Source organism: Variovorax sp. CCNWLW225 (assembly GCF_037204045.1).
In the GTDB taxonomy this organism is placed as follows: Bacteria; Pseudomonadota; Gammaproteobacteria; order Burkholderiales; family Burkholderiaceae_C; genus Variovorax.
Map to the genome: position 1 here is coordinate 1 of NZ_JBBCBV010000012.1, position 16,946 is coordinate 16,946.

General features: G+C 65.8%; 13 protein-coding genes. 8 read left to right on the top strand and 5 right to left on the bottom strand.

Annotated elements, in window-relative coordinates; translation table 11 throughout:
* Positions 1–117 precede the first annotated feature (117 nt).
* Genes V9L20_RS18655 through xylB form a run of 4 tightly spaced genes read left to right on the top strand, consistent with a single transcriptional unit; the run spans position 118 to position 4,253 of the window.
* On the top strand, positions 118–789 hold the full coding sequence (locus V9L20_RS18655) for a transaldolase family protein (protein WP_337297707.1): 672 nt from the start codon (positions 118–120) through the stop codon (positions 787–789).
* A gap of 26 nt (positions 790–815) precedes the next feature.
* Positions 816–1,784, top strand: coding sequence for a carbohydrate kinase family protein (locus tag V9L20_RS18660; RefSeq protein ID WP_337297708.1), 969 nt, complete (start codon positions 816–818; stop codon positions 1,782–1,784).
* Positions 1,785–1,797: 13 nt separating this feature from the next.
* Positions 1,798–2,736 carry an AraC family transcriptional regulator gene (locus V9L20_RS18665; protein WP_185868029.1) on the top strand — a complete coding sequence of 313 codons (939 nt, stop codon included), beginning with the start codon at positions 1,798–1,800 and terminating at the stop codon, positions 2,734–2,736.
* A 47-nt stretch (positions 2,737–2,783) separates the two neighbouring features.
* Positions 2,784–4,253 carry a xylulokinase gene (xylB, locus tag V9L20_RS18670; protein ID WP_337297709.1) on the top strand — a complete coding sequence of 490 codons (1,470 nt, stop codon included), beginning with the start codon at positions 2,784–2,786 and terminating at the stop codon, positions 4,251–4,253.
* A gap of 71 nt (positions 4,254–4,324) precedes the next feature.
* Here the strand turns inward: xylB and groL are convergent, their stop codons facing one another.
* The 5 genes from groL to V9L20_RS18695 form a co-directional block, all read right to left on the bottom strand.
* Entirely contained in the window at positions 4,325–5,977 is a 1,653-nt protein-coding gene (gene groL, locus V9L20_RS18675; RefSeq protein WP_126745495.1) for a chaperonin GroEL, read from the bottom strand.
* Positions 5,978–6,007: 30 nt separating this feature from the next.
* Complete coding sequence (locus V9L20_RS18680; protein WP_258504344.1) at positions 6,008–6,298, bottom strand: co-chaperone GroES; 291 nt, start codon at positions 6,296–6,298, stop codon at positions 6,008–6,010.
* A 168-nt stretch (positions 6,299–6,466) separates the two neighbouring features.
* On the bottom strand, positions 6,467–7,213 hold the full coding sequence (locus V9L20_RS18685; RefSeq protein ID WP_258504374.1) for a DUF4198 domain-containing protein: 747 nt from the start codon (positions 7,211–7,213) through the stop codon (positions 6,467–6,469).
* Positions 7,213–9,321, bottom strand: coding sequence for a TonB-dependent siderophore receptor (locus V9L20_RS18690; RefSeq protein WP_337297710.1), 2,109 nt, complete (start codon positions 9,319–9,321; stop codon positions 7,213–7,215). The genes V9L20_RS18685 and V9L20_RS18690 overlap by 1 nt, the downstream gene beginning before the upstream one ends.
* A gap of 106 nt (positions 9,322–9,427) precedes the next feature.
* On the bottom strand, positions 9,428–11,032 hold the full coding sequence (locus V9L20_RS18695) for a phospholipase D family protein (protein WP_337297711.1): 1,605 nt from the start codon (positions 11,030–11,032) through the stop codon (positions 9,428–9,430).
* A 173-nt stretch (positions 11,033–11,205) separates the two neighbouring features.
* Here V9L20_RS18695 and V9L20_RS18700 point away from each other — a divergent pair, with 173 nt between their 5' ends.
* The 4 genes from V9L20_RS18700 to V9L20_RS18715 all read left to right on the top strand — a co-directional run bounded on the left by V9L20_RS18700 (position 11,206) and on the right by V9L20_RS18715 (position 16,946).
* Complete coding sequence (locus V9L20_RS18700) at positions 11,206–13,308, top strand: TonB-dependent siderophore receptor (RefSeq protein WP_337297712.1); 2,103 nt, start codon at positions 11,206–11,208, stop codon at positions 13,306–13,308.
* Between the two features lie 33 nt (positions 13,309–13,341).
* A complete protein-coding gene (locus V9L20_RS18705) occupies positions 13,342–14,541 on the top strand; it encodes a PepSY-associated TM helix domain-containing protein (RefSeq protein ID WP_258508272.1) in 1,200 nt (399 codons plus the stop codon).
* Positions 14,538–14,717 (top strand): hypothetical protein, encoded by a 180-nt coding sequence (locus tag V9L20_RS18710; protein ID WP_337297713.1) that lies wholly within the window; start codon positions 14,538–14,540, stop codon positions 14,715–14,717. The genes V9L20_RS18705 and V9L20_RS18710 overlap by 4 nt, the downstream gene beginning before the upstream one ends.
* An 87-nt stretch (positions 14,718–14,804) precedes the next feature.
* Positions 14,805–16,946, top strand: a complete 2,142-nt coding sequence (locus V9L20_RS18715) for a TonB-dependent receptor (RefSeq protein ID WP_337297805.1) — start codon at positions 14,805–14,807, stop codon at positions 16,944–16,946.

Sequence of the window (16,946 nt, forward strand, 5' to 3'; positions counted from 1 at the left end):
CTCCGCGCAGCGAAATAAAGGAGGAGGGCGAAGCCCGGGGGACATTCGCGGAGGGGAGTACCCGGTGGCCTTTGCACACGCCACGAACTCTCCGTATTCTGTGCACCAAGCAAGCCCATGAACCAAGATTTCCACCTGTATCTGGACAGCGCCGACTTGACCGAGCTGAAGACGTGCCTACCGCACCCAGTCGTTCACGGCGTAACAACCAACCCCACGCTGCTTCAACGCGCAGGCGTAGGCCGCGACGAGGTACCGGGTCTGCTGAAGCGCTGCATTGAGCTGGGCGCGCGACAGGTACAAGCCCAGGTGTATTCGAGCGATGTCGACGGCATGCTCGAAGACGCCGATAAGCTGCTCTCGCACTTCGACTGCGGACAACTCGTGGTAAAGATTCCCGCCACGCGCCAAGGCCTCGCTGCCGGCGCCCGGCTCATCGCGCAAGACGTGCCGGTCACGTGGACGGCTGTGTACGCGCCCGAACAGGCGCACTTTGCCGCGCAACTGGGCGCGGCGTACGCGGCGCCGTACCTGGGGCGGCTCGAAGACGCAGGTATCGATGGGCTGGCGCTCATTGCGCAAATGCAGGCCCTGGTGGTCCAGCGACCTTCGTCCGGCACGCGGCTTCTGGTCGCGAGCATCCGCTCGCGCGAGGCGTATCTTTCGCTGCTGGGGCTTGGCGTGGGTGCCATCACCATTCCGCCACGCCTTTTTGCCGAACTGCTCGATCATCCCGCCACGCTGGCTGCCGAGAGCGGCTTCCTGGCCGACGCGCGTGCCTTGGGCTGAGAGAAGACGAAGAGAATCGAACCACTATGCGTATTGCACTCACGGGCGAAGCCCTGATCGATTTCACCGCCAGCGAGGCAGGCACCCTCGGGTTCTTGGGGCACGAGGGCGGCTCGCCGCTCAACACCGCGGTGGCCTGCGCGCGCCTGGGCCAACCCACCGGCTTTCTCACCCAGCTGTCGACCGACCTCTTCGGTGAGCGGCTGATGGGCTTTCTCGAGCACAACGGCGTGGACACCAGCTTCATTCTGCGCAGCAACGCGCCGTCGACCCTGGCCTTTGTCGAGCGCACGCCGCAGACCAACCGCTATGCGTTCTATACGCGCGGCAGTGCCGACGCCACCTGGGCGCCGGAGCCCCTGCCGCAGCTGCCGGCGGACTGCCGCTTTCTGCACTTTGGGTCGATCTCGCTGCTGCAGGAGCCGGCGGCCACGCGCATCGCCGAACTGGTCACGGCCAACGCAGGACGCCGTGTGATCGTGTTCGACCCCAATGTGCGGCCTAGCCTGATTCCCGATATACCGGCGTATCGCACGCACGTCATGGAGTGGCTTGCGATGGCCGACATGGTCAAGCTCAGCGACGAGGATGCCGAACTGCTCGCCCCCGGCCGGCCAGTCGATGCGCTGGCCGCGGAGTGCCTGCAGGCCGGTGTGCATGCGGTCATCGTCACTCGCGGCGGCGCCGGTGCCACGCTCTGGCGCACCGGGCGCGAACCGCTGACCGTGGCGGCGCCTCGGGTGGAGGTGGTCGACACCATCGGTGCGGGCGACACCTTCACGGCCGGCCTCTCCGTGTCGCTGCTTGCACACGGCGTGGGGCACCCGGCCCAGCTTGGCGAACTGAGCGACGAGGCCTGGCGCGACGTGATGCGCTTTGCCGCCACGGCCGCTGCGCTGAACTGCACCCGCGAAGGCGCCGATCCACCCACGCTCCAGGCGGTTGAGGCCGCGCTCGCGCAGCAGGACAATGAGCCTGCCGCGTCCCGGTTTTGACCTTCGTGCTGCCATGACAACGTCCACCCGCAAACGCGCGATTCCCCGTCAGCGCCACCCCGAGCTGGAGCGCGACATTGCGCGCTCCCCGTCACTGGGTTACGAGGCCCCAGAAACCGGCTTGGTGCGCTGCCTCGCCCACGGCTTTCCGAGCCCGCTGGTGCGATGGCACTTTCATGAAGACTACGAGCTGCACCTGATCACGGAGACATCGGGCAAGGCCTTCGTCGGCGACTGGATCGGGCCGTTCCAGCCGGGGCATTTGGTGCTCTGCGGGCCGCGGCTGCCGCACAACTGGATCTCGCTGGACGTGCCCGAAGGCGGCGCCGAAGGGCGCGACCGGGTGATCCAGTTCCGCCACGAGCCCATCGAGAGCGCCGCGGCCGGGATCCCGGAGTTGCGCGAGGTGATGCAGCTGCTCGAGCGGGCCCGCCACGGCATCGAGTTCTTCGGCATGTCGCAGCAGGCGCAAACGCACTGGGACAACATCAAGGCCGCGCGCGGCGTGCGCCGGCTCGGGCTGTTCTTCGAGTTCATGGCCGACCTGGCGCAGTGCACCGACTACCGGCTGCTCTCGAGTGTGCAGATGCAGGGTGCGCAAGGCATCGAGGGCGATGCGCAGGTCGACCAGATCAACGACATCGTCAACCGCATCACCGCCAACCTGGCGGAGCCGATTTCCATGTCGGACGTGGCGGCCGAGCTCGGCATGAGCGAGAGCCGCTTCAGCCGCTTCTTCAGGCGTTCCACGGGCAACAGCTTTACCGACTTCGTCAACCGCGTGCGCATCAACAGCGCCTGCCATCTGCTGATGCAGACCGACCACTACGTGACCGACATCTGCTACCAGGTGGGCTTCAACAACGTGGCCAATTTCAACCGGCGTTTTCTCGAAATCAAAGGCATGACGCCGAGCGAATTCAGGCGGCAGGCCGACACGCGGTTCGGCTGAGTTCAAGGCAACAGCCGGCATTCAAGGCGCAATCAGGGAGCACTATCTTGTATCTGGGACTCGACCTCGGCACGTCCGAGCTCAAGGCGCTGCTGCTTGCCGACGATCACCGCATCGTTGGCGTGGCACGCGCAGCACTCACGGTCGAACGGCCGCAACCGCTCTGGTCGGAGCAGGCCCCAAGCCAATGGTGGCAGGCGCTGGAGCAAGTGATGGCCGAGCTGCGGAAGGCGCACCCCGATGCGCTGCGGGCCGTGCGTGGCATCGGCCTGTCGGGCCAGATGCACGGCGCCACGCTGCTCGACGCGGCGGGCGAGGTGCTGCGTCCCGCCATTCTCTGGAACGACGGCCGCAGCGGCGCGCAATGCGAGGCGCTCACGCGCGCGGTAGCGCGGCTGGGCGAAATCGCGGGCAACCTGGCGATGCCCGGTTTTACCGCGCCCAAGCTGCTGTGGGTTCGAGAGCACGAGCCTGAAATCTTCGCTCGGGTGGCGCGCGTGCTGCTGCCGAAAGACTGGCTGCGCTTCATGCTCAGCGGTGAGGCGGTCAGTGAGATGTCCGATGCGGCCGGCACACTGTGGCTCGATGTCGGCGCGCGCGACTGGTCCGACGAACTGCTCGCGGCCACGGGGCTCACGCGAGAGCACATGCCCCGGTTGGTTGAAGGCAGCGAAGTGTCGGCGCAGCTCAAGCCCGAGCTGGCGGCACGCTGGGGCGTGGGCAGCGACTCGGTACTCATCGCTGGCGGCGCCGGCGACAACGCCGCCAGCGCGGTCGGCATGGGGCTGGTGGAGCCGGGCCAGGGCTTTGTGTCGCTCGGCACCTCGGGCGTGGTGTTCGTCTCGACCGACCGCTTTCTGCCCAACCCCGCGCAGGCGATGCATGCGTTCTGCCATGCGCTGCCCAAGCGCTGGCACCAGATGTCGGTGATGCTCTCGGCCGCAAGCGCGGTGAGCTGGGCCGCCAAGACATTCAAGTTTGCCGACGAGGCGGCGCTGCTCGAAGCGGCAGCGTCGGTGGCACCGGCACGGCGCGAGCGTTGCCCGCTGTTCCTGCCGTACCTTTCGGGCGAACGCTCGCCGCACAACAACCCCAATGCGCAGGGCGCGCTGTTCGGCCTGACGCATGCGCACGGTCCGGCGGAAATCGCCTATGCCGTGGTCGAGGGCGTGAGCTTCGGGCTGCGCGACGGCTTCGACACCTTGCGCCTGCCGGCCGACATGCCGCTGCGCGAAGTGGCGCTGGTCGGCGGCGGTGCGCGCAGCGTGTGGTGGGGCCAACTGCTGGCCGACATCTTCCAGGTGCCGCTCACGCTCTATGCAGGCAGCGAGACGGGCGGCGCGCTGGGTGCGGCGCGGCTTGCGTGGCTCGCCGATGGTGGCGCTGTGGCCGAGGTGTGCACGCTGCCGCCGGTCAAGCAGCAACTGGCGCCCTCGGTCGAAGGGAACGGCTCGCACAAGACGCGGCATGCGCGCTTCCAGGTGCTCTACATGGCGCTGCGCGACCAGTTTCGATAAACGTACCGCGCAATAAAAAAGGGCCGCTTGCGCGGCCCTTTTTGTTTTGGTGAGCAGAGCTCAGCCGGGCATTACATGCCCATGCCGCCCATACCACCCATGCCGCCCATGTCGGGCATGCCGCCGCCGGCACCGGCTTCTTCCTTCGGTGCGTCGGCGACCATGGCTTCGGTCGTCAGCAGCAGCGAAGCAACCGATGCTGCGTTCTGCAGCGCGGTGCGGGTCACCTTGGTCGGGTCCAGAATGCCCAGCTCGAGCATGTCGCCGTACGTGTCGTTCGCAGCGTTGAAGCCGTAGTTGCCCTTGCCGGCCAACACAGCGTTCACCACCACCGAGGCTTCGCCGCCGGCGTTGTTCACGATTTCGCGCAGGGGCGCTTCGATCGCCTTGAGCACCAGCTTGATACCGGCGTCCTGGTCGGCGTTGTCGCCCTTCACGCGGTCGCCCACGGCTTGCTTGGCACGCAGCAGAGCCACGCCGCCGCCAGCCACAACGCCTTCTTCCACTGCAGCGCGGGTGGCGTGCAGGGCGTCTTCGACGCGAGCCTTCTTTTCCTTCATTTCGACTTCGGTGGCGGCGCCAACCTTGATCACCGCAACACCGCCGGCCAGCTTGGCCACGCGCTCTTGCAGCTTTTCACGGTCGTAGTCGCTCGTGGCTTCTTCGATCTGCACGCGCACTTGCTTCACGCGGGCTTCGATGTCGGCAGCAGCGCCGGCGCCGTCGATGATGATGGTGTTTTCCTTGCCCACTTCGATGCGCTTGGCTTGGCCCAGGTCGGCCAGCGTCACCTTTTCGAGCGTGAGGCCCACTTCTTCAGCGATGACCTTGCCGCCCGTCAGGATGGCGATGTCTTCCAGCATGGCCTTGCGGCGGTCGCCGAAGCCAGGAGCCTTGACAGCCACGACCTTCAGGATGCCGCGGATCGTGTTCACCACCAGCGTAGCCAGGGCTTCGCCTTCGACTTCTTCGGCAATGATCAGCAGCGGACGGCCAGCCTTGGCAACTTGTTCCAGCGTGGGGAGCAGGTCGCGGATGTTGCTGATCTTCTTGTCGAACAGCAGCACGAACGGGTTGTCGAGCAGCGCCGATTGCTTTTCGGGGTTGTTGATGAAGTAGGGCGACAGGTAGCCGCGGTCGAACTGCATGCCTTCGACGACGTCGAGTTCGCTTTCGAGCGACTTGCCGTCTTCGACAGTGATCACGCCTTCCTTGCCGACCTTGTCCATCGCGTCAGCGATGAGCTTGCCGATGGTTTCGTCGCTGTTGGCCGAGATCGAGCCGACTTGTGCGATTTCCTTCGACGTGGTGGTGGGCTTCGAAGCCTTCTTCAGCTCTTCGACCAGGGCCGTGACGGCCTTGTCGATGCCGCGCTTCAGGTCCATCGGGTTGATGCCGGCGGCCACGTACTTGAAGCCTTCGCGAACGATGGCTTGTGCCAGAACCGTGGCGGTGGTGGTGCCGTCACCAGCGTTGTCGCTGGTCTTCGAGGCCACTTCCTTCACGAGCTGGGCGCCCATGTTCTGGAGCTTGTCCTTGAGTTCGATTTCCTTGGCGACCGACACACCGTCCTTGGTGACGGTGGGGGCGCCGAACGAGCGCTCGAGCACCACGTTGCGGCCCTTGGGGCCCAGGGTCACCTTGACTGCGTTGGCCAGGATGTTGACACCCTCGACCATGCGTGCGCGGGCTTCACCGCCGAAGACTACGTCTTTTGCTGCCATGTTTTATTTCTCCGAAAGGGGATGGATGGATTACTTATCGACGACTGCGAACAGGTCGTCTTCCTTCATGACCAGCAGTTCGTCGCCGCCGACCTTGACGGTCTGGCCGCTGTACTTGCCGAACAGGACGCGGTCGCCGACCTTGACGGTCAGTGCGGTCAGTTCGCCCTTGTCGTTGCGCTTGCCCGGGCCCACGGCCAGGACTTCACCCTGGTCGGGCTTTTCGGCGGCTGCGTCGGGAATGACGATGCCGGAGGCGGTCTTGGTTTCGCTGTCAACACGCTTGACGATCACGCGATCGGCCAAAGGACGAAGTTTCATTGCATCTCCTGGATAAGAAACGGGGTTGTGGTCGGGCGCCGGGCGGGGAGACCGGCGGCCCATCGGCTGGAATCGAGGCTTGTTAGCACTCGTCAGCAGCGAGTGCTAATCATAAGGGCAATCGGTGGAGTTTCAAGGCCCCGGGGCGCAGCCGTCGGCCCCGCTCGCCTATTCCGGCGCGTGCGCAAGCACGAAGGAGAGCGACGCCAGGTGCTCCACCTTGTCGGTCTTCGCAGGATCTTCCGGTGGCGTCGACAGCACGGCGGTGATGACGTTCAGCCCCTGGTTGCGCACCTTGATGACCACGGTGCCGTCGGCGCCGCTTTCGATCGGCTTCGCGTCGGGATCGTTGACGAAGTCGGCCAGCATCAGGGCGCCCGCCACGGGTTTTCCTTTGTAGAGCACGCGCAGGCGCAGGTCTTGGCCGAGCTTTTCGGGCAGCGTGGAATCGACCGGGACGATCTGCAGCGTGTGCCCTGGCAACGGCGGCAAAGCACCGCGCAGCGGGCTGCGCAGATGCACCGCGTATTTGAGGTTGTGGCCGCTGGTGAGCGCGCCCGGAACTTCGTCCTTGCCCTTCTTGAGCCATTTGCCTTCCGGCGTCTTGCTCCAGGTGCCGTTGTCGAGCACGGCTGCGACGATGGCGGGTTTCTCCTTGGTGTCCACCACCAGCAGGCGCCCGCTCACGTCCAATGCCGTCGATACGGGGTTCGCGGACGCGTCGTAGGCGGTGACGGCGGTGATCAGCGGCTGCCGCTTGACCGTGTCCAGATCGTCGGCGCCTTCGCCGTAGATCAGCGCGAGTTCGCCGGAGCGCTGGGCAAACCAGATACCGTGCGCCTGCGCGCCGGCCGAGCAGAGTACGGCCGCCGCCGCGAGGGTGGCCAGGGCGGCAATTCGGTGCGGTTTGCTCATCAGAGGTCCAGTTTCAGGCTGGCGACGACACTGCGTTTCGCGCCTGGGATCACGTACAAATTGCCCCAAGAGGCGGTGTAGAAGTTCTTGTTGAACAGGTTGTGCACGTCGATCGACACGCGCGCGGTCTTGTTGATTTGCCAGTAGCTCACCAGCTTGACGGTGGTGTAGGCCGGCAGGGTGTAGGTGTCGGCGTTGTTGCCCGAGCGGTTGCCGACGTAGTTGATGCCGGCGCCCACGCCATAGCGGCTGCCGTTGGCCAGCGCATCTTCGCGAATGGCAAACAGGCCGGCACTGGTCCTCGGAATGTTCGTGATGCGTGTGCCGGCCGCCAGCGTGGCGTCTTTGGAGATGCGGGCGTCGACGTAGGCGAAATTTCCGCTCACCCGCCAGTTCTTGTCGATCTGGCCATAGACGTCGGCTTCGAAGCCGCTGCTCTTGACTTCGCCGGCGGCCACGGAAAAGCCGGGCGTGTCGCTGGCCGTCAGCACGTTCGTCTTCTTGATGTCGAACACGGCGAAATTGGCGCCCAGGCGCTGGTCCCGGGTCTGCAGCTTCACGCCGGCCTCGAGGGCGGTGGAGTGCTGCGGATCGAATGCGCGGCCGTTCTTGTCGGTGCCGCTGTTGCCGCGAAACGACTTGCCGGCAGACACATACCAGGAGCTCCAGTCGTTCGGCAGATAGGTCAGGCCGGCGCGCGGCGAAACGGCATCGTGCTTCTGGGCACTGTTGCGGTTTGCGACACGGTCCTCGATGCTCTGCCTGTAATGGTCGTAGCGGGCGCCCACCAGCAGCTTCCATTGCGGCGAAAGGCTGATCTGGTCCTGCACGAATACGGCGCTCGCGCGCTGGTGCTCGTCTGTACTGGAGGTGAGCGACGTGAGCGGCGGCTGGGGCTTTCCATACACCGGCTGGTAGATATCGATCGGGTAGTTCCCGGAGCGAAGGATCTCGGTGTTCATCCACAGCCTGGAGGCTTCCACGCCGATGAGCAGCGTGTGGCCCAAGGTGCCGGTCGTGAACTTTCCTTCCAGTTCCGCCTGGAAGGCGGTGTCGCGCGACGGCAGCTGGCGCCACGTGGCGCGGCGGTTCAGCGTCCGGTTGTCGGCCGCGAGCGATGTCGCTTCGGTGTAGTTACCGGAAAAGGTGCTTTCCTTGTAGCTCGCACCCACGCGCGCGCGCCAGTTGTCCGACAACTGGCGGTCCAGCGTGAGCTGGTGCGTATTGCTGGTGAGCGTCATGTTGCCGTCGCCGGGCTCGTTGAGCACGCGGTCGCGGGGCAGGGTGCCGAGCACGCCGCGCACGTTGATCAGCCCGCGGTCCAGCGGCGTCTTCGAACGCAGGAACTCGGACTCGTAGTTGAGCACCGTCTTGTCATCGATCACCCAGGTCAGCGCCGGCGCCACCAGGGTGCGCCGGTTGCTCAGCAGGTCGCTGCGGCTGTCGCCTTCCTCCACCGCCATGTTCAGGCGGTAGGCCACGCTGCGGCCCAGCGCGCCGGTGCTGTCCAGCGTACTGCGGCGCAGGCCCTGGCTGCCGATGCTGAAGTCGGCCGTGTTGCGGCGCGTGAACTCCGGCTTCTTGGTGACGATGTTGATGGTGCCGCCGGGCTCGCTGCTGCCGTAGACGGCCGAGGCAGGGCCCTTCAGGAATTCGAAGCGCTCGACGGTGGCGGTGTCGCGCGGCGGGTTGTAGCCGCGGGAGCCGGGAAAGCCGTTGACCAGAAACCCCATGTCGGTGCTGCTGAAGCCGCGAATACCGAAGTTGTCCCAGGTGCCGCCGAAGTCATTGAGGCGCGTGATGCCGCTCACAAAATCCACCGTGTCGGCCAAGCGCCTCGCACCCATGTCTTCGATCAACTGGCTGGAGATGATGCGTACCGATTGCGGCACCTCCCGCACCGGCGTGCTGGTGCGCGTGGCGCCGCTGCTGGTCGTGGGGTTGTAGCCGCCGGATTCCGGCTCGGCCACCACATGCACTTCGGGCAGCGATGCGCTCGCAGGGTCTGACGGTGCGCTGGCGGTGCCTTGTGCTGTGGAGAGTGAAGAAATGGAAGCGAGGGGGAGCAAGGCGAAGGCGATGCGTGACGACCGGGTGCGAAATCCCATTGAGAACTTTGTAGTGCGTTTGAGTGGAGTTATTGAGAACAAATCTCATTCCCCATTGTAGGCGGCGTGGATGGCCGCCCTTGGCCACCGCAGCCTCTGCAGCGCGCTACAGCTGGTCTGTCGGCACGAACCAGGAGAACAGCAGCAGCTGCAGGCGCGTGAGCAGGCTGGAGTCCGGCTCGCTGTCGAGCACCTCGTTGTCCACATCGCCGGTGCCGATCCATTGCACGTTCTCGCCGTCAGGCATGAGCACCACGCGGTAAACACCTTCGATGTCGTCCAACTGATAGGCGTACAGCAGCGCCTGGCTCAATTCGAAGCTGCGCACGCGAACGCCGAACTCGGTGTTCAGCCGCGCCGAGCGGGGATCGAGGTTCATCGAGCCGAGCAGCACCCATTCCCGGTCGACCAGGGCAAGCTTGGCGTGAAGGCGCCCGCGCGCTTTCTTCAGCAGCGTGCGGAACTGGCGGTTGCGCTTGAGCTGCTGGGTACTCACCTCGTACAGGTTCACGCCCAGCTTCAGCATGTCGACGCGGTAGCGGTTGTAGTTGATGTTCACCAGCGGCTCGTCGCTGTCGGCCAGCGAATTGGTGATGACGCTGATGCGCACGCCGCGCGCCCGGCCTTCCCGGATGCGCGCCATGCCGTCTTCCCCCGGGATGAAGTAGGGCGAAATCACCACCACGTCCGAGCGCGCGCTCGCGGTCATTTCATGGAACCGCGCCGCAAGCGATTCGGCCGGCGATGCAAGAGTGCCCAGCGCCTTGTTGGGGCTGTCCGCTGCGGCATGGGCTTCGGCCCGCATCCACTTCACCCGGCCGATGTCGGCAAGCTGCGTGCCGAGCGGCGCGTCGCCCAGCAGGTCGGTGCCGGCAAGAGGGGCGGGCGGCGGCGCATGGATGGGCGAAGTGGCGGCTTCGAGCTCCGCTTTCAGCAATTCCGGGCTGTCGCTGGCGCCGGCAATCCGCTGGAGCGGGTAGACCACGTCGCTGTTCCAGTAGGTGTCGAAGATGCGCGCCGCCTCCGGCACCACGGGCCCGGCCATGATCAGTTCGAAATCGATGAAGTTGGCGCCTTCGCTGCGCAGGAAATACTCGTCGGCCAGGTTGCGCCCGCCGGCAATCGCCATCGCGCCGTCGGCCACGAAGAGCTTGTTGTGCATGCGGTGGTTGAGCCGGCGAAAGTCGGCGAAGAACTCGATCCACCGCGTGGCCGAGTGGTCGCGGGCGTTCACGAACGGGTTGAACAGGCGGACCTCGGCATTGGGCTCCGCGGCAAGTCCGAGCAGCAGGCGGTCCATGCCGGCGGTATAAAAATCGTCGAGCAGCAGGCGCACCCGTACGCCGCGACGGGCGGCATCGCGCATTTCGCGCAACAGCAGGCGGCCGGTCTTGTCGTTGCCGAGCTGGTAGGTCTGCACGTCCAGCGAGGCTTGCGCCTGACGCATCAGCTCGAAACGGGCGTCGAGCGCAAAAGAGGCCTCGACCAGCGGGCGGATGCTGGAAAGCCCGTCCTGCTGCGCTGCGCTCAGGTCTGCAGCAGCCCGGCCTAGCATGGTGGCGGGAGAGGCCGCGATCGACAGCGTCGGCGGCTCGGGTGCGCGAGGGGGAAGACCGGCACAGCCCGCCAGAACGAGCGCGAGTCCGGAGCCGATCAGCCACAGAGCCGGACCGCGCAGCGCGGAAAACGAGAGTGCAATGAGCTTGAGCATGAGACCGGCCGTAGCACGGGACGTGCGGGCGGGATCGTAGCCGCTTTGGTTGCCACCACGCCGGCCATCCATGGCGTAACGCCCCTCGCTGCTCTCGGGAAATTGAAACAAATGAGACTTTATAACTATTAGAATACGAATCGTTCTTAATAATGTTTCGGAGTGGAGCAGGAATGACGAGGTTGATGGCGGGGCGCAAAGTCGCATCGGTGCTGGCAGGATGCATGGCAATTTATGTGCATCAGCAGGTTTTGGCCCAGGCCCCGGCGCCCGGCGCGTTGCCGGAAATCAGGGTGGATGCAAGCGCAGAGGCCGAAACCGCGACTTCGCCGGTGATCGGCTATCGCGCGAGGAATGCCGCCACCGCCACCAAGACCGACACGCCGCTTTCCGAAACGCCCCAGTCCGTGACCGTGGTCACGCGCGACCAGATGGTGGACCAGGGCGCGGGCAATCTGCAGGACGCGCTCAACTACGCGGCCGGCGTGCGCTCCGATGCCTACGGCCTCGACTCGCGGACCGACTCCGTGCGCATTCGGGGCGCTTCGCCCGACATTTACCTGGACGGCCTGCGCCAGGCCTACGGCTACTACACCAGCACCACGCGCACCGAGCCCTACACGCTGGAGCGGCTCGAAGTGCTGCGCGGCCCGTCGGGCATGCTGTTCGGCGCCGGCACCGCCGCGGGCGTGGTCAACATGGTGAGCAAGCGGCCGCTGCAAGAAGCGCAGCGCGAAGTGGGTGTGCAGTTCGGCAGCTTCGGCCGCAAGCAGGTCCAGGCCGACCTGACCGGTCCGCTGAATGCGGACGGCTCGCTGTCTTACCGGTTGATTGCATTGCAGCGCAAGTCGGACACGCAGGTTGACTACGTGCCCGACGACCGCAGCGTCATTGCGCCGTCGTTGACCTGGCGGCCGAGCGCGGCAACCTCGCTCACGCTGCAAGGCCTGTATCAAAAGGACAAGAGCGGCAGCAGCTCGCAATTCTTCCCGTGGGCAGGCACGTTGCTGCCCAACCCGAGCGGACGCATTCCCACCAGCCGCTTCATCGGCGAGCCGGGCTTCGACTACTACGACAGCGAGCGCAAGACCTTCGGCTGGCAGTTCGAGCACAAGTTCAACGAGAACTGGACCCTGCGGCAGAACTTCCGCTATGCGCAAAACGAAAACGACAACCGCTACCACTACGGCGCGGCCTTCAGCGGGGCCGAGAGCTGGGACGCGACGGACCCGATCTTCAGGCGCGTGCTGGGCCGCTACTACGACAGCTACCTGACGCGCAACCGCACGCAGACGCTCGACAACCATGTCGAAGGACATTTCCAGACCGGCGCGCTCAAGCACACGCTGCTTGTGGGCGCGGACTTCGCGCGCCAGCGCGAAAACGTCTGGGGCGGCACCACGTACGACACCATCGACGCCTATGCGCCTGTGTATGGCCACGTCGACATGCCCATTCGCGATGCGCGGCCGCGCACCCGCCAGCGCCAGAACGGCTTCTACCTGCAGGACCAGATGAAGCTCGACAACTGGATCTTCGTGGCGGGCCTGCGCCACGACAAGGCCGTTTCGAGCGCGGAAGGCAGCGACGCCGAGAAGAGCAGCGCAACCACCAAGCGGTTTGGCGTGATGTACGCCATGCCTTCGGGCTGGTCTCCGTACCTGAGCTACAGCGAGTCGTTCACGCCACAGTCGCCGCGCAACGGGCAGATCTTCTCGCCCCTGCGCGGTGAGCAGTGGGAAGCCGGCGTGAAGTACGAGCCGAAGGACCGCGCGCTTGCGTTCAGCGCGGCGGTGTACGACCTGCGCGAGAAGAACCAGATCACTTCGCCGTCGCCCAACGTGTACACGCAGGTCGGCAAGACCAAGACCCAGGGCCTCGAACTCGAAGCCAAGGGTTCGATCGGCTCGAACCTCGACCTGATCGCGCACTACAACTACACCGATGCGGACGAACTGATCGAGGGCCTGCCCAAGCACCAGGCGAGCGTCTGGGCCAAGTACCGCTTCTCGATTGGTGGTCTCAGCGGGTTCTCGGCCGGCGCGGGCGTGCGCATGATGAGTTCGTTCCGCGACCTGCAGTCCGGCGCGGGTCCACGGGTGCCGGGGGTGACGTTGCTCGATGCCGTCTTTGCCTACGAAAATGCCAACTGGCGCTATGCGCTCAACATCAACAACCTGACGGACAAGGTCTACTTCAGCACCTGCCTTTCGCGCGGTGACTGCTGGTACGGCTCGCGCCGCAGCGTGGTGGCAAGCGCAACCTACCGCTTTTGATAATTCTCTTTCGATGGGAGCAGTGACGACATGATGAACAGCCGAAAGATCAAGACCTGGGCCTGGGTACACAAGTGGAGCAGCCTTGTGTGCACCGTGTTCATGCTGCTGCTGTGCATCACGGGCCTGCCGCTGATCTTTCATCACGAGATCGGCCATCTTCTGGGCACCGAGGTCGAAGCGCCCAAGATGCCCGCGGACACGCCGCGCGTGAGCCTGGACCGCGTGCTCGAGACGGCGCGCGCCAAGCACCCCGACCGCGTGGTGCAGTTCGTCTCGCAGCCCGAGGACGACGACGGCCTCTGGCTCGTCACGCTCACGCCCACGCCTGAACCCACCGAAGACTTCAAGTCGGTCGCCATCGATGCGCGCACCGGCGTCGTGCTGGCACAGCCCAAGTTCGACGAGGGCTTCATGTACGTGATGTTCAAGCTGCACGTCGACCTGTTCGCAGGGCTGGCGGGCAAGCTCTTCCTGGGCTTCATGGGCTTGCTGCTGCTTGTGGCCATCGTTTCCGGGGTGGTGCTTTATGCGCCTTTCATGCGCAAGCTCGACTTCGGCACGGTGCGGCGCGAGAAGCGGCCACGCCTCAAGTGGCTCGACCTGCACAACCTGCTGGGTATCGTCACGCTGGTGTGGCTGTTCGTGGTGGGCTCCACCGGCATGATCAACACCTGGGCCGACCTGATCATCAAGTACTGGCAGTACGACCAGCTCAGCACGCTGCTTGCGCCTTACAAGAACGAGCCGACCGTACCCGCAGCCGAGCGCGGATCGGTGCAGCGTTCGATGGAAGTCGCGCTGAAGCAGGCGCCCGACATGAAGCTGTCTTTCATCGCGTTCCCGGGCACTTCGTTCTCGAGCCCGCACCACACCACCTTCTTCCTGCGCGGCAACGAGCCCTTCACCTCGAAGCTGCTGAAGCCGGTACTGGTCGATGCGAAGACCACACAGGTGACCGCCTCGCCCGAGATGCCGTGGTACCTGACGGCGCTGCTCGTGTCGCAGCCTCTGCACTTCGGCGATTACGCGGGCATGCCGATGCAGATCATCTGGGCGCTGCTCGACATTGCCACCATCATCGTGCTGGGCAGCGGGCTTTACCTGTGGCTCAAGCGCGGCAACACCGTGCCGACACCGGCCGCGCCAACAGCTGCGGGCAGTGCAGGGCGAGCGCCGCAGCATGGCGGGCAGCAGCCTGACCCGGCCCCGGCCATGAAGGTGCAGGCATGAAGCCCCGCCACGCCTTCCGGCGCATGTGGGGCTGGCCGATCGTGCTGGGCGTGCTGACGTCCATCGGCCTGATTTCCGCGCTGTTCAGCGACGGCGGCTTGGGCGACATGCTCGCCTGGTTCGCACTGGGCATTCCCGTCGCGGTGTGCGGCTGGTACGGCTGGCGCAGAACCTGATCTGAGAACCTGGGCTGGCTGCTTCGGCCCGCGCGGGTTGTTGCTAGTACGTGCACCGCCGCGCGCCGAAGCAGAATCGGCGCGATGATGAAGCCCGCACTCGCCGCCACCGCCACTGCCGTTCGCCTGTTGCTGCTGGGGGCTCCGCTCGCTGCCCAGGCGCAACAGGCGACTCCTCCAGACGCAGACCGCGGCCGCCTGCCCGAAGTGACGGTGTCCACGCCCCGCGGCGAGGTCGCGCCCTTCAACGTTCCGGGCTCGGTCGATCGCGTCGACGGTGCGGAGATGCGAGACAACCGGCTGCAGGTCAACTTGTCCGAAAGCCTGGGCGGCGTTCCGGGCCTGCAGGTGCAAAACCGCATGAACTATGCGCAAGACCTGCAGCTGTCGATCCGCGGCTTCGGTGCGCGCTCCACCTTCGGCGTGCGGGGCGTGCGGCTGTATGTCGACGGTATTCCTGCCACGCTGCCCGACGGCCAGGGCCAGACTTCCAACATCGACATCGGCTCGCTCGATCGCGTCGAGATCCTGCGCGGACCGTTTTCGGCGCTCTACGGCAACTCTTCGGGCGGCGTGCTGCAGGCCTTCACCGCGTCGGGCGAGGGCGCGCCGCGCCTTTCGTATTCGGCGGCCGGCGGGAGCTTCGGTACCTGGCGGCAGTCGCTGCAAGGCAGCGGATCACAAGGCGCAATCGATTACCTGCTGAACGCCAGCCGCTTTCAGACCGACGGCTGGCGCGAGCACAGCGCGGCGCGGCGCGACATCGCCAACGGCAAGCTCGGCATCGCACTGGACAACGGCGACAAGCTCACACTGGTGCTCAACAGTGTGCGCATCAGCGCGCAAGACCCGCTGGGCCTCACGGCCGACCAGTACGCGCTGGCGCCACGCAGCGCGGCGCTGGCCACGCAGTTCGACACGCGCAAGACGGTCGAGCAGACGCAGGCCGGCCTGCTCTATGAACGGCGCGTGAGTGCTTCGCAGTCGCTGCGGCTCATGGTGTACGGCGGCGAGCGCAAGACCGTGCAGTACCAGTCGATTCCGCTCGGCCCTCAACAAAATCCGCTGCATGCGGGCGGCGTGATCGATCTGTCGCGCCAGTACGGCGGGGTCGACCTGCGCTGGACCGCCGCATTGCAGATGGCCGACCGGCCGCTCGACCTTGCCGTGGGCCTTGGCTACGACAGCCTGCGCGAGCAGCGCCGCGGCTACGAGAACTACCTCGGCCGCGTGGCCTCGCCCGTGCTGGGCGTGCAAGGCCGCCTGCGGCGCAGCGAGCGCAACGAGGTCTGGAACCTCGACCCCTATGCACAAGCCACCTGGCGCCTGGCCGAGCAGTGGACGCTGGAGGCCGGCGTGCGCCGAAGCAGCGTGCATTTCGATTCACAGGACCGCTATATCGTGGGCGCCAACCGCGACGACAGCGGCAGTGCGCGCTACAGCAAGACGCTCCCGGTCGCCTCGCTGCGGTACCAGGCAACGCCGGACCTGGCGCTCTACGGCTCGATCGGCCGCGGCTTCGAGACGCCCACGCTCAACGAACTCTCGTACCGGGTGGGCGGCGCCAGCGGGCTCAACTTTGCCTTGCGGCCCTCGGTCAACGACAGCGTGGAAGTGGGTGCCAAGGCAAGGCTGGGCGGAGGCCTGCTGACGGCCGCGCTGTTCCAGACCCGCACGCGCGACGAGATCGTGACCGACACCAACAGCGGCGGCCGCGCCACGTTCCAGAACGCGGGCCGCACGCGGCGCAACGGATTCGAACTGGCTTGGCAGCACGAAACGGCCAACCACTGGCGCACGCAGCTTGCCTATACATGGCTGGACGCACGCTACCGCGATGCCTTCTGCTCGCCGTCGCCCTGTGCGGTATCCAACACAGTGGCGGCGGGCAACCGCATTCCCGGCATTGCACGGCAATCGCTCTTTGCATCGCTCGGCTGGGTGCCGCCCGAGGGCTGGCGGGCCGGCGCCGAGGTGCGCGCGCTGGGCCGCATGCAGGCGAACGACGCCAACACCGCCAGCGCGCCGGGCTACGCGGTCGCGGCGCTCTACGCCGGCTACTTGAAGAAGTGGGAGCGTTGGGAGTTCAACGCCTTTGCACGGGTCGACAACCTGTTCGACCGCCGCTACGTAGGGTCCGTCATCGTCAATGAGGGCAATGCGCGCTATTACGAGCCCGCGCCGGGCCGCAACTGGACGGTAGGCCTGAGCGGCGCTTACCGCTTCTGA

Bases quoted from the DNA above. Each gene is read 5' to 3' on its own strand.
- groL (WP_126745495.1), bottom strand. From the start codon at position 5,977: ATGGCAGCAAAAGACGTAGTCTTCGGCGGTGAAGCCCGCGCACGCATG.
- V9L20_RS18660 (WP_337297708.1), top strand. From the start codon at position 816: ATGCGTATTGCACTCACGGGCGAAGCCCTGATCGATTTCACCGCCAGC.
- V9L20_RS18700 (WP_337297712.1), top strand. From the start codon at position 11,206: ATGACGAGGTTGATGGCGGGGCGCAAAGTCGCATCGGTGCTGGCAGGA.
- V9L20_RS18690 (WP_337297710.1), bottom strand. From the start codon at position 9,321: ATGGGATTTCGCACCCGGTCGTCACGCATCGCCTTCGCCTTGCTCCCC.
- V9L20_RS18695 (WP_337297711.1), bottom strand. From the start codon at position 11,032: ATGCTCAAGCTCATTGCACTCTCGTTTTCCGCGCTGCGCGGTCCGGCT.
- V9L20_RS18680 (WP_258504344.1), bottom strand. From the start codon at position 6,298: ATGAAACTTCGTCCTTTGGCCGATCGCGTGATCGTCAAGCGTGTTGAC.
- V9L20_RS18715 (WP_337297805.1), top strand. From the start codon at position 14,805: ATGAAGCCCGCACTCGCCGCCACCGCCACTGCCGTTCGCCTGTTGCTG.
- V9L20_RS18665 (WP_185868029.1), top strand. From the start codon at position 1,798: ATGACAACGTCCACCCGCAAACGCGCGATTCCCCGTCAGCGCCACCCC.
- V9L20_RS18655 (WP_337297707.1), top strand. From the start codon at position 118: ATGAACCAAGATTTCCACCTGTATCTGGACAGCGCCGACTTGACCGAG.
- V9L20_RS18685 (WP_258504374.1), bottom strand. From the start codon at position 7,213: ATGAGCAAACCGCACCGAATTGCCGCCCTGGCCACCCTCGCGGCGGCG.
- V9L20_RS18705 (WP_258508272.1), top strand. From the start codon at position 13,342: ATGAACAGCCGAAAGATCAAGACCTGGGCCTGGGTACACAAGTGGAGC.
- V9L20_RS18710 (WP_337297713.1), top strand. From the start codon at position 14,538: ATGAAGCCCCGCCACGCCTTCCGGCGCATGTGGGGCTGGCCGATCGTG.